Annotated in this window: 23 protein-coding genes; 11 read left to right on the plus strand and 12 right to left on the minus strand. The window is 74.5% G+C overall.

Annotated features, from left to right (window positions below; all coding sequences use genetic code 11):
* Positions 1–178: 178 nt before the first annotated feature.
* From ACZ55U_RS12540 to ACZ55U_RS12550, 3 genes are read right to left on the minus strand one after another with little or no spacing between them, the layout of a single operon-like run.
* Positions 179–361, minus strand: coding sequence for a hypothetical protein (locus ACZ55U_RS12540; RefSeq protein ID WP_465525361.1), 183 nt, complete (start codon positions 359–361; stop codon positions 179–181).
* Entirely contained in the window at positions 358–639 is a 282-nt protein-coding gene (locus tag ACZ55U_RS12545) for a hypothetical protein (protein ID WP_465525363.1), read from the minus strand. The genes ACZ55U_RS12540 and ACZ55U_RS12545 overlap by 4 nt, the downstream gene beginning before the upstream one ends.
* Positions 636–1,061 (minus strand): ATP-binding protein, encoded by a 426-nt coding sequence (locus ACZ55U_RS12550; protein WP_465525549.1) that lies wholly within the window; start codon positions 1,059–1,061, stop codon positions 636–638. The genes ACZ55U_RS12545 and ACZ55U_RS12550 overlap by 4 nt, the downstream gene beginning before the upstream one ends.
* A 276-nt stretch (positions 1,062–1,337) precedes the next feature.
* Between ACZ55U_RS12550 and ACZ55U_RS12555 the strand changes: the two genes are divergently transcribed.
* From ACZ55U_RS12555 to ACZ55U_RS12570, 4 genes are all read left to right on the plus strand, one after another.
* Positions 1,338–2,186: a helix-turn-helix domain-containing protein gene (locus ACZ55U_RS12555; protein ID WP_465525551.1), complete on the plus strand. Its 849-nt coding sequence runs from the start codon at positions 1,338–1,340 to the stop codon at positions 2,184–2,186.
* The gene (locus ACZ55U_RS12560; RefSeq protein WP_465525553.1) at positions 2,186–2,407 is read left to right on the plus strand and encodes a DUF397 domain-containing protein; all 222 of its coding nucleotides are present in this window, start codon (positions 2,186–2,188) and stop codon (positions 2,405–2,407) included. The genes ACZ55U_RS12555 and ACZ55U_RS12560 overlap by 1 nt, the downstream gene beginning before the upstream one ends.
* 102 nt (positions 2,408–2,509) lie before the next feature.
* Positions 2,510–2,719 (plus strand): DUF397 domain-containing protein, encoded by a 210-nt coding sequence (locus tag ACZ55U_RS12565; protein ID WP_465525365.1) that lies wholly within the window; start codon positions 2,510–2,512, stop codon positions 2,717–2,719.
* Positions 2,720–3,111: 392 nt separating this feature from the next.
* Complete coding sequence (locus ACZ55U_RS12570; protein WP_465525367.1) at positions 3,112–3,948, plus strand: phosphotransferase; 837 nt, start codon at positions 3,112–3,114, stop codon at positions 3,946–3,948.
* Here ACZ55U_RS12570 and ACZ55U_RS12575 read toward each other — a convergent pair.
* The 3 genes from ACZ55U_RS12575 to ACZ55U_RS12585 form a co-directional block, all read right to left on the minus strand.
* A complete protein-coding gene (locus tag ACZ55U_RS12575; protein ID WP_465525369.1) occupies positions 3,918–5,339 on the minus strand; it encodes an MFS transporter in 1,422 nt (473 codons plus the stop codon). The genes ACZ55U_RS12570 and ACZ55U_RS12575 overlap by 31 nt on opposite strands.
* A 58-nt stretch (positions 5,340–5,397) precedes the next feature.
* Positions 5,398–5,562, minus strand: coding sequence for a hypothetical protein (locus tag ACZ55U_RS12580; protein WP_465525371.1), 165 nt, complete (start codon positions 5,560–5,562; stop codon positions 5,398–5,400).
* 133 nt (positions 5,563–5,695) lie between these two features.
* Positions 5,696–7,138 (minus strand): MFS transporter, encoded by a 1,443-nt coding sequence (locus ACZ55U_RS12585; protein ID WP_465525373.1) that lies wholly within the window; start codon positions 7,136–7,138, stop codon positions 5,696–5,698.
* 413 nt (positions 7,139–7,551) lie between these two features.
* Here ACZ55U_RS12585 and ACZ55U_RS12590 point away from each other — a divergent pair, with 413 nt between their 5' ends.
* The 4 genes from ACZ55U_RS12590 to ACZ55U_RS12605 all read left to right on the plus strand — a co-directional run bounded on the left by ACZ55U_RS12590 (position 7,552) and on the right by ACZ55U_RS12605 (position 10,821).
* A complete protein-coding gene (locus tag ACZ55U_RS12590; RefSeq protein ID WP_465525375.1) occupies positions 7,552–8,052 on the plus strand; it encodes a GNAT family N-acetyltransferase in 501 nt (166 codons plus the stop codon).
* A 309-nt stretch (positions 8,053–8,361) separates the two neighbouring features.
* On the plus strand, positions 8,362–8,937 hold the full coding sequence (locus tag ACZ55U_RS12595; protein WP_465525377.1) for a class I SAM-dependent methyltransferase: 576 nt from the start codon (positions 8,362–8,364) through the stop codon (positions 8,935–8,937).
* Positions 8,938–9,095: 158 nt separating this feature from the next.
* Positions 9,096–10,100: a helix-turn-helix transcriptional regulator gene (locus ACZ55U_RS12600; RefSeq protein ID WP_465525379.1), complete on the plus strand. Its 1,005-nt coding sequence runs from the start codon at positions 9,096–9,098 to the stop codon at positions 10,098–10,100.
* Positions 10,101–10,362: 262 nt separating this feature from the next.
* A complete protein-coding gene (locus ACZ55U_RS12605; RefSeq protein WP_465525381.1) occupies positions 10,363–10,821 on the plus strand; it encodes a Fur family transcriptional regulator in 459 nt (152 codons plus the stop codon).
* Positions 10,822–10,831: 10 nt separating this feature from the next.
* Here ACZ55U_RS12605 and ACZ55U_RS12610 read toward each other — a convergent pair whose 3' ends face one another.
* Entirely contained in the window at positions 10,832–11,974 is a 1,143-nt protein-coding gene (locus tag ACZ55U_RS12610; protein WP_465525383.1) for a CU044_5270 family protein, read from the minus strand.
* Positions 11,971–12,729, minus strand: a complete 759-nt coding sequence (locus ACZ55U_RS12615) for an RNA polymerase sigma factor (protein ID WP_465525385.1) — start codon at positions 12,727–12,729, stop codon at positions 11,971–11,973. Before ACZ55U_RS12615 ends, ACZ55U_RS12610 begins: the two co-directional genes overlap by 4 nt.
* Positions 12,730–12,855: 126 nt before the next feature.
* Here ACZ55U_RS12615 and ACZ55U_RS12620 point away from each other — a divergent pair, with 126 nt between their 5' ends.
* Positions 12,856–14,427, plus strand: a complete 1,572-nt coding sequence (locus ACZ55U_RS12620; RefSeq protein ID WP_465525387.1) for a serine protease — start codon at positions 12,856–12,858, stop codon at positions 14,425–14,427.
* Positions 14,428–14,490: 63 nt separating this feature from the next.
* The gene (locus ACZ55U_RS12625; RefSeq protein WP_465525389.1) at positions 14,491–14,658 is read left to right on the plus strand and encodes a hypothetical protein; all 168 of its coding nucleotides are present in this window, start codon (positions 14,491–14,493) and stop codon (positions 14,656–14,658) included.
* Between the two features lie 73 nt (positions 14,659–14,731).
* Here ACZ55U_RS12625 and ACZ55U_RS12630 read toward each other — a convergent pair whose 3' ends face one another.
* The 4 genes from ACZ55U_RS12630 to asnB all read right to left on the minus strand — a co-directional run bounded on the left by ACZ55U_RS12630 (position 14,732) and on the right by asnB (position 20,287).
* Positions 14,732–16,303, minus strand: a complete 1,572-nt coding sequence (locus tag ACZ55U_RS12630) for a class I tRNA ligase family protein (protein WP_465525390.1) — start codon at positions 16,301–16,303, stop codon at positions 14,732–14,734.
* A gap of 56 nt (positions 16,304–16,359) precedes the next feature.
* Entirely contained in the window at positions 16,360–17,127 is a 768-nt protein-coding gene (locus tag ACZ55U_RS12635; protein WP_465525391.1) for an SDR family oxidoreductase, read from the minus strand.
* A gap of 257 nt (positions 17,128–17,384) precedes the next feature.
* A complete protein-coding gene (locus ACZ55U_RS12640) occupies positions 17,385–18,446 on the minus strand; it encodes a PrpF domain-containing protein (protein WP_465525393.1) in 1,062 nt (353 codons plus the stop codon).
* A complete protein-coding gene (asnB, locus tag ACZ55U_RS12645) occupies positions 18,443–20,287 on the minus strand; it encodes an asparagine synthase (glutamine-hydrolyzing) (protein ID WP_465525395.1) in 1,845 nt (614 codons plus the stop codon). The genes ACZ55U_RS12640 and asnB overlap by 4 nt, the downstream gene beginning before the upstream one ends.
* Before the next feature lie 166 nt (positions 20,288–20,453).
* On the opposite strand from asnB, the gene ACZ55U_RS12650 reads away from it, so the two are divergent.
* The gene (locus ACZ55U_RS12650) at positions 20,454–21,170 is read left to right on the plus strand and encodes a PIG-L deacetylase family protein (RefSeq protein WP_465525397.1); all 717 of its coding nucleotides are present in this window, start codon (positions 20,454–20,456) and stop codon (positions 21,168–21,170) included.
* Positions 21,171–21,178: the final 8 nt, after the last annotated feature.

Consider the following 21,178-nt stretch of genomic DNA (forward strand, 5'->3'; position numbering starts at 1 on the left):
CCTGACCGAGGTCACCCTCGGGCTCGCGGCCGAGAATGGCGAGCAGCGCCGGGCCAGCGCCAGCCCCGCGAGCAGCCGGTAGGTTTCGTCGACGGGTGCGCAGAGCACGCGGATCGTCAGGACTCATGGGGACGGTGCCGGGCGATCCCGCATCGCGGATCGCCCGGCACCTCTTGTTTCAGCCGGGCAGGTGGCCGGCGGCCTGCCGGAGCACCGCGCGGAGGAGGGCCTCCGCATGGCCCGGAGCGGCCGACCAGAACTGCATCTCGATGTGGGCGGCCCGGCGGCGGGGGCTCAGAGCACGAACCGGACGGGAGAACTGGGCGCTGAGGCACCACCACATCTCGATGCGCGCGATCACGAGGGACCCGTCACGCGCAGGTAGACGGGGTGGGCGGACTCGATGCCGACGTAGGCCATCGCCCGCACCGCACCGAACGCGACCAGCTGGTCGGCGATTCGAGAGGCGGAGGCCTCACTGAAGAACTCGGTGAGGTAGTCGGCCTGGTCGTCGTCCAGCGGGAGGCCGGCGAGGCTGGTGCGGACGGCTTCGAGTGCGTCGGCGAGCCGGGTGAAGGTGGCGGCCTTCGTGACGCCCTTGATCTCCGCCCTGATGGGGAAAGGGAGTTCGACGTTCACCGTGCGCCCCCGTCGATCCGCGCCCACATCGCCTTGCCGACGCCACCCTCTCGCGATCGGCAGCCCCAGTCGGAGGCGAGGAGGGAGACGAGCCAGAGGCCGCGCCCGGTCTCGTCGTACTCGGCGGCGGGGTCCGGAACCGGCGGCCGGGCGGAGTCGGCGTCGTGAACCTCGATGCGGAGCGAGTCGGGGCAGAGGTCGAACCGGATGAGGATCGGGCGGCCCGCCGGGGTCTCGGCATGGAGCACCGCGTTGGCGACGAACTCGCCGAGCACCAACTCGCCACTGTCGAGGAACCGTTCGCTTTCGGGGTGTTCGGTGAGGAAGGTCCGAAGCAGCCGTCGAGCGGCGCCGGCGGACTCGTGCCGCCTGGGCAGCCAGCACGAGCACTCGCCCGCAGGGGTAAACGGCTGTTCCAACATTTCGGCCACGGCGGGGCCTCCTCTGGGTGATGGGGAAGATCGCGATCCAGAGAGCGGCGAGAGGCATGGGAATGCCCGAGCGAAGATCCGCCAGGATCACGCTGTGTGGTGCGTCACACCACGAGGAGTAGCATTACCCCTGCGATCGTCGTCTCGCAACACTGAACAGCGATTCGCATATGCTCTTTTGGATCCCATATGACACAGGCTCATCTGACACGCCAGACTGTGGCGCAACAGCAGAGCGCGATGAGGGGAGGTCGGTGCGTGACCGCGATGCCAACGGTGCGCCGTCGAATGCTGGGTGCGGAGCTCCGGAAGATCCGGGAGAGCCTACGCCTGACGGTTGACGAGGTGGCGGCCCGCCTCGGCTGGCACCAATCCAAGGTCAGCCGGCTGGAGAACGGCCGTTATGGCGTGCGCGCCAACGAGGTCGGGATACTTCTCGACGTCTATCAGGTCACCGATCTGGAGAAGCGCGAGGCGCTCGCGACACTGGCCCGCGAAGGCAAGCGCCGGGTGTGGTGGCAGCCGTACTCCGATGTCATCTCGAAGCACTATGCCTCGTTCATCAGTTTCGAGGCGGAGGCGGTGTCCATCCGGAACTTCGAGTCGTCGCTCGTGCCAGGGCTCTTCCAAACTGCCGACTATGCGCGTGCACTGATCCGGCAGCTCGAACCCGAGGCCACGCCCGATGAGGTCAACGCACTGGTCGACGTCCGCTTGGCCCGCCAAAACGCGACGCTCCGGCGGGAGGACCCTCTGAAGCTATGGGCGATCGTGGATGAAGCCGCGCTCCGCCGCCAGATCGGCAATCAGAACATCATGGCAAAGCAGTTGCAGCAGCTCGTCACCGCCTCCAGAGAACCGCACGTCACAGTGCAGGTGGTGCCCTTCTCGGCCGGCGCTCACGCGGGCGTGCACGGGTCGTTCGCGATTCTGGAGTTTCCCGTCCGGGGAGATCTCGACGTGGTGTACACCGAGGCCCTGACCAGTAGTCTCTATCTCGAACGAGATGACGACGTCACAGCCTACGGCCAGACGTTTGACCGGCTTCGCGCAGCTGCCCTGGACGTTGCGCCGTCGCGGCGGCTCATTGCGCAGATCGCAAAGGAAATTGAGTGATGATCACCGATCGGAGCGGCATGGATATGAGCCGTGTCACCTGGCGAAAGAGCAGTTACAGCGCTAACCAGGGCAACTGCATCGAGGTCGCCAACGGCTTCCCCGGCGTCGTCCCAGTCCGGGACTCCAAGGACCCCGATGGACCGGCACTGGCCTTTCCCAGCAGTGCATGGACGGCCTTCGTGACCGCCATCAAGACGGGCGAACTCCCCAGCAACTGACTTGATCTGCGTGAGAAGTCGGCCCCGCAGACTTCTCACGCAACCCCTCCGCACTCAGTGAGCAGGCGCCGAAGCTACCGATCCCCGAAGTGGCAGGAAGCTATGAAAACGGTTGATCTGACAGAAGCTGCGTGGTTCAAGTCCAGCCGCAGCAACGGCCAATCCGCCTGCGTCGAGGTCGCGTTCCTCGCCAGCGGCATCATCCCCGTCCGCGACTCCAAAGACCCCCACGGGCCGGCCCTCGCCTTCCCCGCCGACGCGTGGACCGCCTTCGTCACCGCCATCAAAACCGGCGAACTCCCCACCACCTGACGGACACCGCGCGAGAAGTCGGCCCGGCCGACTTCTCGCGCCCACCGCATCCGCCCGAAGCGATGCGGTGCCTCGGCAGCTCCCTCCTGACCGCTCCGCCGGGCCCGCCGACGGTGGTCCGCCCCCCACCCGGACAGGGAAGCGGCCATGCAGACGCCGGGACGTGTTCCCCGCCCCGGACACCGCCGACCTACTCCGGCCTCCCCGCCCGCACCGGCGCATCGGCCGGCAGCTGGCCCGGATGCCGGCACTGCGGCCGGCGCAGCCGCCGGCGCCGTCCGCCGTCCGCACAACGACCTCGTCTTCGGCCTGCGGAGCCTGCCGGTCACCCGGTGACGCGTGGCGACAAAAAGAGGTTGGCCGGTGGGCCACCGCCCGCAGAGAATGGGCGGATGATCGCCTCCGCGCCGCACGAACCCGTCGAGCCGCCGCCCATCGTCACCGAACTCGCCGCCGGGCAGCCGGTGCGGGCCGTGTGGCGCAACGAACTCGGCGGACTGACCTTCCAGATCGGCACGGACGGCACGGGCGACTCCGACTCCGGCGACTCCGGCGGCACGCGCCGGTTCGTGAAGTGGACGCCGGCCGGCAGCGGTGTCGACCTCGCCGCCGAGGTCGCGCGCCTGCGGTGGGCCGCCGAGTACACCGTGGTGCCCCGGGTACTCGGTGAGGGCGCCGACGAGACGGGCTCCTGGATCGTCACCCACGGCCTGCCCGGGCGCACGGCGGTGGACGACCACTGGAAGCGTGACCCGGGCACCGCCGTGCGCGCGATCGGCGCCGGGCTGCGGCACTTGCACGACGCGCTGCCCGTCGCGGACTGCCCGTTCGACTGGTCGGCCGAGAGCCGCGTGGACAACGCGCGGTCACCGGAGACGACGGCCCTGACCGATCCGGCGGACTGGCCTCCGGAGTTCCGCCACCTCCGCACCGTCGACCAGGCACTCGCCGTGCTCGCCGACATCCCGCCCGTCGACCGGCTCGTGGTCTGCCACGGCGACGCCTGCGCTCCCAACACCCTGCTCGGGGACGACGGCACCTGTACCGGGCACGTCGACCTCGGCGCCCTCGGCGTCGCCGACCGCTGGGCCGACCTCGCCGCGGCCACCTGGAGCACCTGGTGGAACTACGGCCCGGGGTGGGAGGAGCCGCTGCTGGAGGCCTACGGGGTGGAGCCCGACCCGGAGCGGATCGAGTACTACCGGCTGCTGTGGTTGCTGTCGGACTGAGCGGTGGCGGTACCGGTGGCAGTAGCGGTACGCCGCTGCGCCGCCCGCACGGCCAGCGCGCCCGCCGCGCCGAGCACGCACAGCACGGTGGCGGCCAGCACCGCGTGGTCCGCGCCGTCGGCGGCGGCCCGCGGGGTGGCGGGGCGGCCGAGGCCCATCAGGGTGACGGTGACCGCCACGCCGAGGGACGAACCCAGGTACCGGGCGGTGTTGTTGGCGCCCGAGCCCATCGCCGCCCGGTGCGCGGGCACGCTGGTGACGGCGAGGCGGCCGAGCGCCGCGTTCAGCACCCCGCTGCCGATGCCGGCCACCGCCAGCCCCGGGGCCAGCCGCAGCCAGGAGTCCCCCGGGCGCAGCCCGACCAGGGCGAGTTCGCCGAGGCCGCAGACCAGGAGGGCGATGGTCAGCTGGGCGGTGGCGCCGATCCGGTCGGCCAGCCGGCGGGCCTGGAGCGCCGCGACCACCGACAGGCCTGACCAGATGGCGAGCACTCCCCCGGCGGCCAGCGCGGAGACCCCGAGCACCCGTTGCAGGGCGGCGGGCAGGCAGCTCATCAGGCCGACGACGGCGAGCCCGGTGAACAGCGCCCCGCCGGTCGCGGCCACGAAGCCCGGCTCGCGGAACAGCTTCAGGTCCAGCATGGGTTCGGCGCAGCGCGCCTCGACCGCGGCGAAGGCGGCGAGCAGCGCCACCCCTGCGGCGAGCAGGGCGAGCACCACCGGTTGCGTCCAGCCGTAGCGGCCTTCGGCGAGACCGGCGATCAGGGCGGCGGTGCCGGTGCCGAGGGTGAGCACCCCGGGGGTGTCGACGCGCCGACGGGCGCAGCCGCGGGACTTCTCCAGCACGGTGGCGGCGAGCGCGAGCAGCGAGGCGGCGAGCAGCGCGAGCCCCCAGTAGACGGCGCGCCAGCCGAGCCAGCGCTCCGCCAGCGCCGCGTACACCGGGCCGACGGCGATGCCCAGGCCCACGGCCGCGCCCCAGACGCCGAGCGCCCGCACCCGGGCGGCGCCGCTCGGGTAGGCCTCGCCGATCAGGCCGAGGCTCGGCGCCAGGACGGCGGCCGAGGCGGCGCCCTGGACGACCCGGGCGGCGAGGAAGACGCCCGTCGCGGGGGCCGCCGCGGCGGCGGCGCTGGAGAGGGCGAGCAGCAGCGCGCCCGTGGCGAAGACCTGTTTGCGGCCCCGGTCGTCGGCGATGCTGCCGGCGGTGAGCAGCAGGGCGGAGAGGCCGACGAGGGCGCCGGTGAGCACCCAGGTCTGGGCGGTGGGGCCGGCGTGCAGGGCGGCCGCGGTCGGGGCGAGGGTGGTCATCGGCACGGTGTACGCGACGAGGACCAGCAGGGTGCCGTAGGCGGCGGTCGCCAGCACGCCCTGCGCACGTCGGGTGGTCATGTCCGGCTCCGGGGTGACGGATCAGGGGAGGATCGGGGGCGTGGGAGGGACGCGGCGCTCAGCGCCCCGGACAACCACGGCCGGCGGTGCCTCCCCGGGCCGGTTCGGCGGCGGCGGCCGCGACGGCGCCGGCCAGGCAGGCGATCAGGCAGCGGGTGACGGGGTGGCGCACCACCCGTACGAGCGCGGCCGGCGGGGCGGCGGGGGTTTCGCGGTGGGTCATCGGCTGCTCCTCGGCACGGGGCCGTGGCGGCGCCACGGCCGCCGGGGGCCGCGCCGTTCGGCGTGGCCCCCGGTGGGGTGGGCGGGGCGGGCGCCCGTTCGGGGCCCGCCCCGGGGTGGGAGGGCGGACGGCCTCACGCGGCCGTCGCGGGCTGGGTCTCGGCGGCCTGGGCACCGGCGGCCTCGGGGCGCGGGGTGCGCAGGGTGACCACCGCGAGCAGGCCGCCGGCCACCGCGATCGCCGCGGCGCCGATGAAGGCGGCGGAGAAGCCCGAGGTGAGGCTCTCGACCGTGGAGTCCGCGGTCCGGGCGGCGGCCAGCGCGGTCATCGCGGCCAGGCCGAGCGCCGAGCCGACCTGGTAGCCGGTGTTGACGATGCCGGAGGCGAGGCCGCCGTCCTGCGGGGGCGCGCTGGAGATCGCGGTGCCGAGGGACGGGATGAAGGCGAGCGCCATGCCGATCGCGGCGAGCAGCGAGGCGGGCAGCACGTCGGTCCAGAAGTTGCCGTCCGGGCGGGCCAGCGAGAGCCCGAACAGCCCGGCGCCGAGGGCCAGCATGCCGGTGACGACCAGCGCCTTGGGGCCGAAGCGGGCGATCAGCCGCGGCGCCAGGGTGATCATGATGCCCATGATGGCGACGGTCATCGGCAGCAGGGCCGCGCCGCTGGCGAAGGCGCCCAGGTGGAGCACCTGCTGGAGGTAGAGGTTCAGGAAGAACCACATCGGCACCCAGGCCGCGGCCAGCAGGAACTGGGCGAGGTTGGCGGCGCCGAGGTTCGGCACCCGGAAGATGCTCAGCCGCATCAGCGGCTCACGGCGCTTGCCCTGGATGACCAGGAAGGCGATCAGCAGCACGACCGCGCCGGCCAGCGTCAGCAGGGTCGAGGCCGAGGCCCAACCCTCCTCCGGCGCACGGACGATGGCGTACACCGCGGCGGCCAGGCCGACGGTGACGGTGAGCGCGCCGATGATGTCGATGCCGCCGCTGCGCCGGGGCGCGGAGGGCATCAGCGAGGGGGTGGCGAACAGCGCGACCAGGGCCACCGGGATGTTGATGTAGAACACCCACGGCCAGCTGATGTACTGGGTGATCAGGCCGCCGAGGAAGACGCCCGCGGTGCCGCCGGCCGGGGCCGCCGCACCGTACAGGGCGAAGGCCTTGGTCAGCTCCTTCGGGTTGCCGCCGAAGAGCATCATCAGCAGGGTGAGCGCCGAGGGGGCGATCATCGCGGCGCCGAGGCCCTGGACGGCGCGGCCGGCCAGTTCGGTCGGGACGTTCCCGGCGAGGCCGGCGAGCAGCGAGCCGAGGCCGAGGACCGCCCAGCCGGTGCTGAACAGGCGGCGGGCGCCGAGCAGGTCGGACAGCCGGCCGCCGAGCAGGAGCAGGCCGCCGAAGGCCACCACGTACGCGTTGAACACCCAGGACAGGTTCCCCTGGCTGAAGCCGAGGTCGTCCTTCATCTTGGGCAGGGCCACCCCGATGATCGAGGTGTCCATGATCACCACGAACTGCGCGGCGGCGATCAGCGCCAGCGCTCGCCACCTCCGGGGGTTCGGCCCGGTGTTGTCGCTTGCCATCTCCAACTCCCTACCCGTCGGGGGTATCGGCCGAGGGCGGCGGCCCACGGCGAACGTCGTCGGTCGTCAACTGCCGGTGCGGGCATGGTGAGCACCCCCGGCTGACGACCCCGGTGAGGACGTGTCAGAGCATACCCTAGGGGGGTAGGGTTTAACCCGTGGAAGTCGGCGGCGGGTTCGAGGCACTTAGGGGTGGGGGGTATGCGAGCCGGCCGGAGGGGGGCGGCGGGCCGGGCCCCGCCCGGCCGGGCGCACCGCTCCCGACCAGGCATCCCGCTATCCGTTTCCTAAGTAAATTCGCAGAACTCCCTTGCTCCGAGCCTGACTTGATTTCGCCAGGGGCCTCCGCTCTACTGGCCTCCCGAACTCCCGTTGGCCTCCCGAACCCCCGCGCGTGAAATGAGGACCGAACGATGGAATCCACGGTGGAACTGCACCCGGCCCGCCCGGCCGAGGCCGCCGCCATCTCCCGGCTCCTCGCGGCCTGCTGGCGCCACGACTACGCGGAGTACCTGGGCGGCCAGCGCACCGAGCACCTGATCGCCACCTACTGCCCCGTCAGCCGGATCACCGTCGAGATCTCCGGCACCGGCGCCGGGGACGGCTGGCTCGGCTGGCTGGTCGCCGAGCACGCCGGGGAGGTCGTCGGCGTCGCCGCCGGCGGCATCGCCACCGTCGGATCCGGCGAGGTCTACACCCTGTGCGTGGCCACCGACCACCGGCGCCGGGGCATCGGCAGCGGCCTGCTCGGCGCGCTCACCGAGCAGCAGCGGGCCCGTGGCGCGGCCCACCAGTGGGTGAGCACCCACGGCACCGACGACCCCTCGACCCCCTTCCTCACCCGGCACGGCTTCGTCGCCGACGGTGAGGACCAGCCCTCCGGAACCGGCATCCGGCTGCGCCGCACCCTCTGACGCCGGTACGGGGTGGGGGTATCTCCGGCGATCCGCCGGCGGCGCTCCGGCCGCTCGGGGGAATCGCCACCCCGCAGGCAGGATCCGCGAAGGGGGTATCCGCCGCGACACCCGGACCGGCACCGAGCCGGCTCCGCGTACGGGGTGGGGGTATATCCGGTGGCAGCCGGCCGAGCACCCGTGGCGTCCACCGGCCGCGGCGCGAACACGCCGTCAACGCCACCCCTGCCGGGGCGCACTCCGGGCGCAGAATGAACGCACCGCCCCCACCTGCCCCGTTCGGGCAGACCCTCAGCTCCCGGAGGAGCCATGCTGCTGCGTACCGCCCGCCCGGCCGGCACCCTGCGGACCGTTCCGCGCCCCACCGCCGAAACCCTCCCGCACGGCGCCGACATCCTCGACTACCTGCGCGCCGCCCGCGCCACCCGCGGCCCCGTCCTCGACCTCGGCGCGGGCTCCGGGCGCTTCGCCGTCCCGCTCGCCCGCCAGGGCTTCGACGTCGACGCCGTCGACCGCGACCCGGCCCGGCTCGCCCGGCTGCGCAGCTGGGCCGCCACCCTCCCCGAGAGCCACCCCGGGCGGGTCACCGCGATCCGCGCCGACCTCGCCGAACTCACCCTGCGGCGCCGCTACGGGCTGATCATGCTCGCCGGCGGACTGGTCCTCGAACTCCCCGAGCAGGTCCGGGCGCCACTGCTGGGCCGGCTCGCCGGCCACCTGACCAGGAACGGCCTGCTCGCCCTCGACTGGATCGCCCCGGACAACCGCGGCCTGACCCCGCCGGCCGACCTGCGCGCCTGCGGGCTGCGCACCGTGCGCCGCGACCGCCGGCCGCTGCCCGACGGCCTCTCCAGCACCTTCCTGCTCTGCGCCCGCCGCACCTGAGAGCCGCCGGCCGAGGCTCCCGGGGACCCTCCGCTCCGCAACGCGGGAGAGGCCCCCTGCACGCGGTGAACGTCCGCTCCCGGCACCGACGTTGTGTTGCCGGAACGTAACGGAACCTCGGGTACCATGCCTCCCCAGGGGTGACGAGGGGGGCGACGTTGGCGACATCCACCGGAGGCAAATCCTCCGAGCACGCACTGTCCGTCTACCGCGCACTCCGGGCCCGCGGCTCCCACCGGTTCTCCGCCCTCACCGGCGAACTCGGCCTCTCCGCACCCCAGGCCGCCGAGTGCCGGGCCGAGCTGGAGTCCCTCGGCCTGATCAGCGGCACCGGACCGGACGAGGACGCGCAGGTCACCGCGGTCGACCCGGAGGTCGCCCTGCTGCGCGTCCTCGCCCGCGAGGCCCAGGAGGCGCGTGCCCGCCAGCGGCGCACCGAACTCGCCTACACCGCCGTCGAGGAGCTCACCCGGCGCTACCTGCGCGGCGGCGTGGCGGTGCCCTCCGAGGTCGAGGTCGAGGTGCTGACCGGCAGCAGCAGTGTCCAGCAGACCCTGGAGGGCCTCTCCGACACCGTCCGCACCGAGATCGCCTCCATGCACCCGGGCGCCCTGCCCACCGGAGAGTTCCTGACCGCCGGCCTCGACCGCGACCGCCGGCTGATCGAGGCCGGCGCCCGCGTCCGGGCGATCTACCAGCAGCGCTTCCTCTCCGTCCCGGCCCTCGCCGACTTCTTCCAGCGGCAGATCGAACTCGGCGTCGAGGTACGGCTCGCGGCCGTCGTCCCGCTCAACATGATCCTCAGCGACCGCCGCGTCGCCCTGCTCCCGATCGACCCGGACGACCTCGACTCCGGCGCCATCCTGGCCCGCGGCTCCGCCCTCGTCCGCTCCTACACCGCGCTCTACGACTACTGCTGGCACACCTCCGCCGTTCTCGGCCGCACCGAGGAGTACCAGCACGGCAGCGACCGCCTCACCGACCAGCAGCACGCCGCGATCCGGATGCTCGCGGCGGGCATGAAGGACGAGAAGATCGCCCGCTCCCTCGGCATCTCGCTGCGCACCCTCAGCCGCCTGCTCTCCGAGGTGATGCAGGAACTCGGCGCCTCCAGCCGCTTCGAGGCGGGCGTGCGGGCGGCGAAGCTCGGCTGGCTGGACTGACCGCGGCCAGCCGGGGGCCTGGGGTCCGGTGATCGACAACCGGGTCCGACGGGGCGTCGGACATCGCCCGGGCGAAGGGCTCCGCGTGCCCGCCGTCCGGATCGACCGTTTCGGCACCCCCCGAGGTCCTCGACCCCGTCGCGTCCGGGCTCCCCGGCCCGTGCCCGGCCCGTGCCCGGTCCGTACCCGGTCCGGATTCCCGCGGTGGACCACAAGGTACGATGGGACCAAATCTTTGGTCGAGCTGCGGTGGGTGGGGCTGATGGCGCGCGAGACCCTGACGGCGGACCGCGCGAACCTGGCAGCGCACCGCGAGGCCGCCGCCCGCCAACTCCGGGACGTGGGGCTGCGGGTGACCGGCCCCCGGCTGGAGGTGCTCCAGCTGCTCGCCGCCGAACCGCACCAGGACGTCGAGTCCATCACCGAGGCCGCCCGCGAACGCCTCGGCACGCTCACCAGCCAGGCCGTCTACGAGATGCTGCGCAACTTCCTGGAGACCGGGCTGGTGCGCAAGTTCGAACGCCCCGGCCGCACCGCCGTGTTCGAGCTCTCCGGCCCCCCGCACCACCACGCGCTGTGCACCCGCTGCGGCAGGGTCGCCAACGTCGACGCCGAGGCGCCCGCGCCGCCCCGCAAGGGCCTGAGGGGCTGGCGCGTCGACGACACCGAGCTGGTCTTCCACGGCGAGTGCCCCGACTGCCGGGTCCGCCGCCCGGAGTGACCGGCCTCGATCACCGTGGCGCCGAGGGGAGTTCACCGACGCGGTCGACCGCGGCCCGGCTGAGGACGGCGGAGCTGCCGAGCACCGTCCCGACCGGCACCGCGCCGTCGGCTCCGGCTGCTGCCGTGCTTTCGGCTCCGGATCCTGCCGTGCGCTCGGCTCCGGTGACGACGGTGCGCTCGCCGAGGAACGCGTACGTCACCCGGTCGAACACCCACTGCGTCTGCCGCCCGTGCGCCGTACGGGCCACGGCGACGCCTTCGCGCCCGGCGGCGTCGGTCGCCGAAGGCACGACCGTGACGCCGGGGATGCGCTCCGCGGCCCGGTAGAGCGCGGCGCCGACCTGCGGCGGCGCCCAGGTCTCGGCCAGCAGGTCTCCGATGGCCGTGAACGCCCGCTGGTTCTGGTCCTCGGCGCCGCCGGAGCGGCCCTCGGTCTCGTCCCGGATGAGCTTCAGCAGGGCGTCCGGATCGGTGGGCAGCGAGGCGACGTACGCATGGGTCGGGTCACCGATCGACGGGCCGCCGGGGCGCGCGGAGCCGGGGCGGGGCGTCGCGCCCCACCGGTCGAGGTGGAAGACCGTTCCGTCCTCGCCGAGCGGGGTGTCGGGCGCGCCCTCCTCGCGCAACAGGCCGGGACGGCTGCCGTCGGCGGACAGCCACACCCGCCTGGTGTGCGCGGGCGCCACCGTCACGGGCCCTCCCCCGGCGCTCTGCGCCGCGTAGGCGACCGTGCTCTCGATGTAGACGAACTGGTCGGCGCGAACGGCGGGTTGCTCCGATGCGGCGGCGGCGAGGGCGATCCGGTCGAGGAGCAGTGCCGCCTCGGAGGTGGCGGGGGCACCGGTCCCGGCCGCCGAACGGCCCTGCCCGGCCGGGTCGGTGAGGTCCACCGCCACGGCGCCGGCGATCGCCAGGGCGGCGGCGAGCGCCGGCACCGCGATCCGGACCGGGCTGCGGTACCAGGCCGGACGCCGCCGCCCCGGGGCCGGCCGGGGCCGCGAAGCGGCCCTGCCCAACAGCTCCTCTCTCAGCAGCAGTTGGCGATCAGCGGCCAGGCCGGGCACCGCCGGCGGCGGCAGCAGTGCGGCGAGTTCGCGGCGCTCGGGCTCCGCGGCCGGGCCCTGCGTTCCGGGCCGTAGGGTGGCGTTCATCCGTGGCTCTCCTGGGTCGACGGCCGGAGCGCGGGCAGACGGCCGGGTACGGACAGGACGGTGGTTCGCGCGGGCCGGCCGTCCGCCGCGCGGAGTTTTCCGGCCTTGGACCTGGCGCCGGCGCCGGCCTCGGCGCCGCCCCTGGCCCCGGCCTTCGTCTCGGCCCTCGTGCTGGCCCTCGTGTTGGCCCTCGTCTCGGCCTTCGCCTCGGCCTTCGTCTCGGCCTTCGTCTCGGCCGCGGTGAGTTCGCGCAGCCGGGCACGGGCCCGGGACAGGCGCGAGCGAACGGTGCCGACCGGCGTGCCGAGCGCCTCGGCCGCGCTCGCGTAGTCCAGCCCCGCCCACACCACGAGGGTGAAGACCTCCCGGTCGCGGCGCCGGAGCCGGGCGAGCGCGCGGTGCGCGGCGCGCAGCTCGTCCACGTCCGCCAGGTGCGCGACCAGGTCGTCGGCGAAGTCCGGGACCGCCCCGCGCTCCGGGACCCGGGCGAGCGCGAGGTCGCGGCGCCGACGGGCCCGGGCGTTGCGGCGCATGGTGTTGGTGGCGATCCCCAGCAGCCAGGGGCACAGGTCGCCGCCGTCCGGGTGCAGCTTCTCCCGGCTGCGCCAGGCCTCCAGGAAGGTCGTCGAGACGACGTCCTCGGCTTCCGCCCAGTCCCCCGTCACGCGGAGGGCATAGCGGTACAACGCCTGGGCGTGTTCGTCGTACAGCTCGCCCAGGGCGTCCGGGTCGCCGCGGCGAAGACGCGTTCTCATGAGTGCTTCCACACTCTGCCCTGCCCGGTCGGCCGGCACGGTTCCGGTGACCTGCGCCACAGTGGCCCCCCGGTCGACGTGACGCCGATCACAGGAACTCCGGTGCCCAGCCGAGCAGTACAGAGCATGACCGCTACTTCCCTTCCCCGCCGCAACCTCCTCCGGGCGCTGGCCGCCACCGTCGCCCTGGTCGGCGGCGCGGCACCCGCCTGGGGCGGCGCGGCCTTCGCCGCCGAGCCGGAGACGTACACCCTGACGATCAGGCACCTGGACCGCGACGGCCGGCCGACCGCGCCGTACCGCACCAACGTCACCGGGATCTCCGGCGCCGGCGCCGACACCTCGGTCCAGCCGGAAGCCCCCTCCGGCGTCACCACCGTACGGCTGCCCAAGGGCCGGTACCTGCTGGACAGCACCCTGGCCTCGGGTCGGGAGCCGGGAGGCACGGTCTGGACGGACTGGATCGTCCAGCCGCGCCTGGACCTCGACCACGACACCACCGTCACCGTCGACGCCCGGACCACCGCCCCCGTCTCCGTCCGGCCTCCGGACGGCGCCGCGGCCTTCGTGCACAGTGCGATGTTCGTCTCGGTCACGCACGGGGGTGCCACCAGGACGGTCGAGGTCGCCAACGGGTCACCGAACCTGCGCGTCGCCCACCTGGGGCCGGAGACCGAGGCCGGAGCGGTGAAGCAGTGGTTCGACGTCAACTGGAAGACCGACACCGTCGACTACCTGCTCGGCCCGACCTTCTCCGGCAACCGCGCCCTGACCGGGCTCACCCGGCAGTACTCCGCGCCGGAGCTGGCCACCCTGAAGGTCCGCGGCGCCGCCGGTCCGGGCGGCACGGGGCTCGGCCTGCTCAGCCTCCAGCCCTCCGACGGGAAGACCATCGGCATCACCCGGAGCATGCCGACGCCGGACACCGCCACCTTCGTCGTCACGCCCGAGCGCGGCACCTGGGACGTCGGCTTCACCACCCTCCGCGCGGACGGCTCGGCGCCGAACTCCTACGCCACCGAGCGGGTCGCCGTCCGGGCCGGGGCCACCACCACCCGGACCTTCGACGGCCCGGTCTTCGGCCCGGCGCTGACCGGGCGCCCCGCCCTCTCGCGCGACGGCGACCGGATCAGCGCGGACATCCCGCTGCTCGCCGACGGCGACGGCCACGCGCCGTCGAACCCCTCGTTCGACACCGCCTACACCTCGCTGTACCGCGACGGCGCACTGGTCGGCACCTCGGGCGCGCCCGGACGAGGCGAGTTCACCGTGCCTCCGGCGCCGGGCTCCTACCGCCTGGCCACCACCGTCACCCGCAAGGCCGCCGCCGGCGCGACCAGCCGGGTGACGGCCTCCTGGACCTTCGCCTCGGCCACCACGGGCGGGCCGACCGAACTCCCGGTCAGCGTGGTGCGCTTCTCCCCCGATCTCGACCCCACCGGCACCGCGGCGGCCGGCAGCAGCGTCCGGATCCCGGTCACCGTCCAGGGCGCCGCCGCGGACGGCCGCACCCGCTCGCTCACCGTCTCCGCGTCCACCGACGGCGGCGCCTCCTGGACCCGCCTGCCGCTCGAAGCGGGCGCCGTCACCCTCCACAACCCGGCCGCCGGCACCGGCGTCTCGCTGCGCGCCGAACTGACCGACACCGACGGCAACACCCTCGACCAGACCATCACCGACGCCTATCGCACCCGGTGACCTGACCCGGAGGTGGCCGGCCCGGCGCCCCCGGGCCGGCCACTCCGCCGTCGGGATCTCCCCATGCGGAAGACTGTCCCGGTGCTGCTGCCCACTCCGTCTGCCACTGCCGAAGAGATCCACGCCCACCTGATCGCTCAGCTGAACCTCGCGCTTCGCCGGAACATGGTTCCGGTGCCGGTCTCCTCGATCGAGGAGACCGGCACCACGAGTCACCACCGGTGCTCCTGAGCTTTCACTGAACAGCCCTACCGCTCCCGCTCGTGTTCGCTGCCTCGTGCCTCGCCCACGTGGGGGGCGGGGGTCAGAAGCCGAAGAGCGGGCCGGTGGGTGGGGTCGGGCGGGTGCCCGGGAGGGGTGGGGTGAGGGTGTCCGGGGTGATCGGGGCGCCGGGTCGGTCGCCGAGGGCGCGGGCGAGCCTGGTGGCGCCCTCGGGCATCACCGGCCAGGCCCAGGCGGCCAGGGCGCGGGCGACGGCCAACTGGGCCACCAGCGCGGCCCGGTGGCGTGACTGGCCGTCGGCGCGGTCCCGTTCGTACGCGTTGACCAGCTGGAACTCCGCCACCAGCCGGACGGCTTCGTCCAGCAGGGCGACGGCGCGGCGCGGGTCGAAGCTCTCCGGCCCGTAGGCGACGCGCAGTTCGGCCGCCGTGACGGACAGCCGCTCGCACAGGTGGGTCCATCCGGCGCCGCCGGGTGCCGCGTCCGGGACGGCGCCGTGGCAGTCCTCCCGCAGGGCGGCGAACAGCCGCACCAGCCAGGGGTTCCACTCCTCCTCCAGCACCCGGCGGGAGGCGTCCAGCCCCTCCAGCGTGAAGTCGGTCGGGCGGCCCACCGGCCGCTGGGACAGCACGTGCCGGCGCAGCGCGTCCGAGCCGGCCTCGGTGAGCGCGTCCAGCGCCCAGACCGCGTGCCGCTGCCCGGTGGACATCCGGCGGCCCAGGAAGCGGTACGCCTCGTTGACCTGGTGGCCGACCGGCACCGGACGGCCCAGGTGCAGCAACAGGGCCGGGAGCAGGGCCAGTCGCAGGTGCGCGTGGTCGAAGCCGAAGAACTGGAGCACTCCGCCCCGCTGCCCCTCCTCGGCCAGCAGGTGCGCGGCCACCGCCTCGAAGCGGGAGTCCACCCGCTGCTCCTCGAAGCCGGGCACGGTCACCTCGACGCCCCAGTCCGCCGGGTGGCTCACCGCGACCTCCGCCAGGCCGTCCCGGGCCATCCGCTCGCACAGCACGGCGAGCCGCGGCGCCATCGGGGTGGCCGCCCAGTGGTCGAGCAGCGCGGCGCGGTGCGCCTCCAGCGGCAGGTAGAGCCGCCGGTACTGGCGCAGGTCGGCCGGGGTGCCGCAGAGCACGCAGAGCGGCCGCAGCAGGTCCCCGCAGTCGTTGGGGCGGGCGCAGGAGCGACAGACGTTGCCGCCCGAGGTGGCGCCGCAGTACGGGCAGCCGCCGGTGACCAGCACGTCGTGCAGCCAGCGCTCGCAGGGCCGGCAGTACGGCAGCAGCCGGCTGCGCGCCACCACCGTGCCGTCGGCGTGCAGCCGGGTGAGCAGGTCCTGGACGTGGGTGCGGTAGGCGGGTTCGCGGTCCGGGTGCAGCAGGGCGTCGAACTCGACGCCGGCCCGTTGCAGGTCCACCGTGATGCTCTCGCCGTAGCCGTCGGCGACCTCCTCGGCCTTGCGCCCCTGCACCAGGGCGCAGAGCCGAACCGCCGTGTGGTGCTGGTCGATTCCGCTGCTCAGCCGTACCGGCCGGCCGTCCGCCCGCAGGAAGCGCCGCAGCACGTCCGCGGCGACGTACGGGCCGGCCAGGTGGCCGACGTGCAGCTCCCCGTTGGGCACCGGCGCGGTGGCGGTGATCCGGATGGGTGTGGTGGTCATGGACGGGCCTCCTTGCCGTCGGGTTGCCCCCGTCGTTGTTCGCTCGCTTCGTCCCGTCATCGGGGTTCGAAGTGGAAGGACCGGATGAAGCAGTCCCTCGGCTGGTCGACCGCGAAGGCGAGGCAGTCGAACAGGGCCTGCGCGGTGAGCCGTTCGCGCGGGCCGTGCTGGGTGCCGGGGCGGCCGCCGCCGCGGGTGCTGCCCTGGTGGGCGCCGTCCCACTCGGCAGCGCTCGGGTCGGAGCTGGAGAAGTCGGGCGGGTAGAGCGCCATCACCCGCACCCCGGAGGGCCGCAGCCGGCGGGCCAGCACGTCCGCGAACCCGGCCTGGGCGCTCTTCGCGGCGTGGAAGGCGTCGTGGGCGGGCGAGCCGTCGTCGGTGTCCAGGCCGGACACCGAGACCATGTTGACGATGTCGGGCCGCTGGGAGTTCCGCAGCAGCGGCAGGAAGTGCTTGACCATCAGCACCGTGCCGCCGGCGGTCGCGCCGATCGTCTCGACGATCTGTTCGTCGGAGGCGTCGTCCAGCGCGACGCCCCCGAGCCAGCGGGCGCCGTTGTTGACCAGCAGGTCGACCCGGTCGGTCAACTCGCCGACCTGGCGGGCGAACCGGGCGATCTCGGCGGGCTTGCTCAGGTCGCAGCCGAAGGTGTGGATGCGTTCGCACGCCACGCCCTCGATCTGCCCGCTGACCACCTCCGCCGCGGACTTGGTCCGCGCCGACACGAACACCTCGGCCCCGAGGTGGGCGAAGCCCACCGCCAGGGAGCGGCCGAACGGACGGGACGCGCCGGTGACGACGACCCTCAGGTTGTGGAATCTCATGGGCACGTTCCTTCTGTCGTGCGGCCGGACGCGGACACGGCGGCAGCCCTGCGGCGCGCATGAAAAAGGGCGGGGCGGGGCCCCGGAGCGTTCGGGCACCGCGCGCGGCGCGACACCGCGCACGACTCATCGTTCCAGCCCGTCCGGCCCCGGTGGCGCCCTGGAGGCGGCGTGCCCCCGCCGTGGCGTGTGGCCGCCACGGCGGGGGCGGCCGGCGGGCCGGAACCCGGCGAAGACCCGGGAGAGCCCGCGAGGGTTCAGGCGGCCTCGGACGCGAGGCCGGCTCCGGCCAGGACGACCCGGCCCAGGACCCGGGCGCGCTTGTGCGGGACGCTCACCCGGGCGAGGCGCCCGGCCTCCCTCACGGCGGTGGCGGTGACCGGCCCGGCGGGGGTGAGCAGGGGCGGCGCCGCGCCGGCGGCGAGGCGGTGCGGGAGGGTGCCGGGGACGGTGAGGGCGGCGGCCAGGCAGACGGCGCCGGTGAGGGCGAGGGCGGGGTGCCAGCCGGTGGCGGTGAGGGCGCGGACGGGCAGCCCGGCCGGCTCGGCGGCGCCGAGCAGCGCGAGTTTGGGCAGGGCGCCGTCCGCCGGGTGGCCGAGGCGGGCGGCGGCGGCCGCACGGACCGGGGCCAGCCGGGCCGCCACCCGGGCGTCGGCGGCGAACAGTTCGGCGCTGCCCCGCAGCCCGAGGTCCGCGGCGGCCACGAAGGCGTACGGGTTGCCGAACGAGACCAGCGAGGCGCCGACCTCGCCCGCGTCCGTCCGCAGCGGTTCGTACGCCCGGCCCGTGGGTAGCAACTCCGGGGCCGCCGTGGGCTCGTAGTGCAGCACGTACTCACCCGGCCCGGAAGACCGCGTCCCGGCCGAACACCCTCCGGCGGACCGCGTCCCGGCCGATGACGCCCTTGCCGGCGGCTCCCCTGCGGCCTCGACCACCAGGGTGCCGCCCCGGCCGCGCAACCGCACCGCCGCCCCCGGGCGCCGCAACGGCCCCACCCAGCCCAGCAGTTCGGCGACCAGCGCGGCCGCCAGCCCGGAGTGCCCGCAGGCGGCTCCGAAGTCGAAGCGCTCGACCCGGCCCGGGAGGCCCTGGACGAAGCGGTAGTCGAGATCCCAGCCGGGCTCGACGGACCGGGAGATCAACGCGAACTTCAGTACCTGACCACCGAGTTGGCGGCGGATGGCGGCCAGGGCGGGGCGCAGCCGCCACTCGTCGGCGGGCAGCAGCGCCGCGTCCAGGACCAGGGTCGGGCAGGGCGCGTCGACCGCCCGTGCGAGGTGGCCCACCAGGGGAGAGCCGACCAGGGGTGCGCCGCTCAAGGCCGGGCCGATTCGCCGTCCGCCCAGAGCTGGTGGACCAGCAGCGCCCAGACCGCGCGGGCGGCGGTGTCCTCCGGCACGCCCGCCCTCCGGTCGAGCAGCGCGGTGACCCTCTCCGCGCGCAACCGCCCGTCCCGGCGCACCCGGTCCGGGGCCAGCACGTCGCGGGCGAAGGCGGCGAGCGGCTGCCCGGGGGCGAGCATGGCGGTGACCGGCAGGGTGAACGGCTGCTTGGGCCTGCGCAGCACGGAGTCCGGGACCAGCCCCCGGGCAGCGGCGTACAGCGGCTTCTTGACCTGCCCGCCGGAGACCTTGAGGTGCCCGGGCAGGCGGCGGGCGAGGCCGTGGACGGCGGGTTGGAGGTACGGCAGCCGCACCTCGACCGCCGAGGCCATGCTGAGGTGGTCGACCCGGCGCAGGTGGTAGGCGGGCATCCGCAGGCCGGTCTCGAAGCGCCAGATGGCGGCCATCCGGTCGGCCTCCTCCACCAGCGGCGGCTGCTCGGCTCCCGGCTCGCCACCCGGTTCGGCTCCGGACCCGCCGCCCGGTTCGGCTCCCGGCCGTGCGTCCAGTTCGGCCCGGTACTCGGCGGTGTACAGCCGCTCGCGCAGCGCGGTCGGCACCGCCGCCACCTCCTCCAGGTACGCCCCCGCCCAGGGCCGCCCGGCCGGGGTGGCGACGGCGGTGCGGATGCGGTCGTAGCCGCCGAACAGCTCGTCGGCCCCGTCCCCGGTGAGGGCGACGGTGAAGCCGGCGGCCCGGACGGCGGCGAACAGGGCGTGGGTGGAGGCGGTGATCGGGTCGGCGTTGGGCTGGCCGAGGTGGGCGACGGTGCGCGGCAGCAGCTCGGGCAGGTCGGCCGGGTCGAGTTCGACCTCGTGGTGGACGGCGCCGCAGTACCGGGCGACCTCGGCGGCGTGGCGGCGCTCGTCGCCGGGCCAGTGGCCGGGGTGGACCAGGGTGAAGGTGTGGAGGTCCGGCAGGTGCTGGGCGGCGAGCGCGGTGACCAGTCCGGAGTCCAGGCCGCCGCTGGCGACCACGGCCACCGGCACGTCGGCGCGGGCCAGCCGCCCGACCTCACGGTGCAGCGCGGCGAGGGTGTCCCGCCCGGCGCCGGCCTCGTCCACGGCACCCCAGCCGGCACCGGCCTGCGCCGGCGCCTCCCGCCGCGAGATCCGCAGCCCGCCCGACACCGAGTACCGGGCGACGGCGGCCGGCGGCAGCACCCGTACGTGCCGGTACAGGGTGCGTTCGCCGAGCGGGGTGCGGTAGCGCAGGTAGCGGTCCAGCCCTGGCTCCCAGCGCTCCCGCCGTACGGCCGGGAAGGCGAGCAGCGCGGGCAGCTCGGAGGCGAACTCCAGGCCGTCCGCGCCCAGGTGGTAGTAGACCGGCTTCATGCCCAACGGATCGGTGGCGATGAGGAGTTCGGGTTCTCGGGCCCGCAGGTCGAGCACCGCGACCGCGTACATCCCGTCCAACTGCTCGACGAACGCCGGGCCGTACTCGGCGTACAGCGCGGGCAGCACCGAGCCGTCGCAGCGGTCGGGCAGCCGGTGGCCGCGGGTGAGCAGCCGGCGGCGCAGCTCGGCGTGGTTGTAGATCTCGCCGTTGAAGACGACCAGGATGCCGTCCTCGAAGGCGTGGCCGAGCCGGTAGGGCTGGTCGCCGCCGCGCGGGTCGGTGACGGCCAGCCGGTTGCAGCCGAGCGCCCAGCCGTCGCCGGTCAGCACGGACTGCCGGTCGGGGCCGCCGTGCCGCTGGCGGGCGGCGACCCGGGCCAGGTCGGCCCGGTCGACCCGGGTGGCCGGGCCTTCTCCCAGCCGGCCGAAGATCCTGCACATCGAGCACACCCCTTCGCTGGTTTTGCTCTCCCAAATCTTTGCCGTGGCCTACTGACGCCATGGCCGGTGCACGCCACGCGCTCTCCGTTGTGCCCCGGGAGGCCGGACGGCGAAGCTGGCGGGGTCCTGCGGATGTCCCGCCGAAGTCCCGTCCAGAGGAGGCCCGTTGACCGCGCGCCCCGCCCCCCGCCGCGCCCTGGTGGTGACCGCCCACCCCGACGACACCGAGTTCTGCGTCGCCGGCACCGTGATGCACTGGACCGCCCAGGGCACCGAGGTCACCTACTGCGTGCTCACCGACGGCGACAACGGCGGTTACGACACCGCCCTCCCCCGGCAGAGCATCGCCCCGCTGCGCCGCGCCGAACAGCGCGCCGCCGCCGCGTACACCGGAGTCCGGGAGGTGCGCTTCCTCGGCCACCCGGACGGCCGGCTGGAGCCGACGATGGAGCTTCGCCGGGACATCACCCGGGTCGTCCGCCAGGTGCGGCCGGACGTCGTGGTGCTGCCGAGCCCGGAGATCAACTGGGCCCGGATCGCCGACGTCCACCCCGACCACCGGGCGGCCGGGGAGGCGGCGCTGCGCGCGGTCTACCCGGACGCCCGCAACCCCTTCGCCCACCCGGAGCTGCGGGCGCTGGGGCTGGAGGCCTGGGAGGTGCCGGAACTCTGGATGATCATGGGCCCGACGCCGAACCACTTCGTGGACGTCACCGAGCTGTTCGACCGCAAGCTCGCCGCCCTGCGGCTGCACACCTCGCAGACGGCCCACCTGGACGACCTGCGGGCGCTGCTGCACCGCTGGCAGACCGAGCACGCCCGGGAGGGGCGCCTGCCCGAGGGCCGGCTCGCCGAGGCCTTCCAGGTGGTGGAGCTGAACTGACCTCCCGC

It is taken from the genome of Kitasatospora sp. NPDC034533, assembly GCF_055575155.1.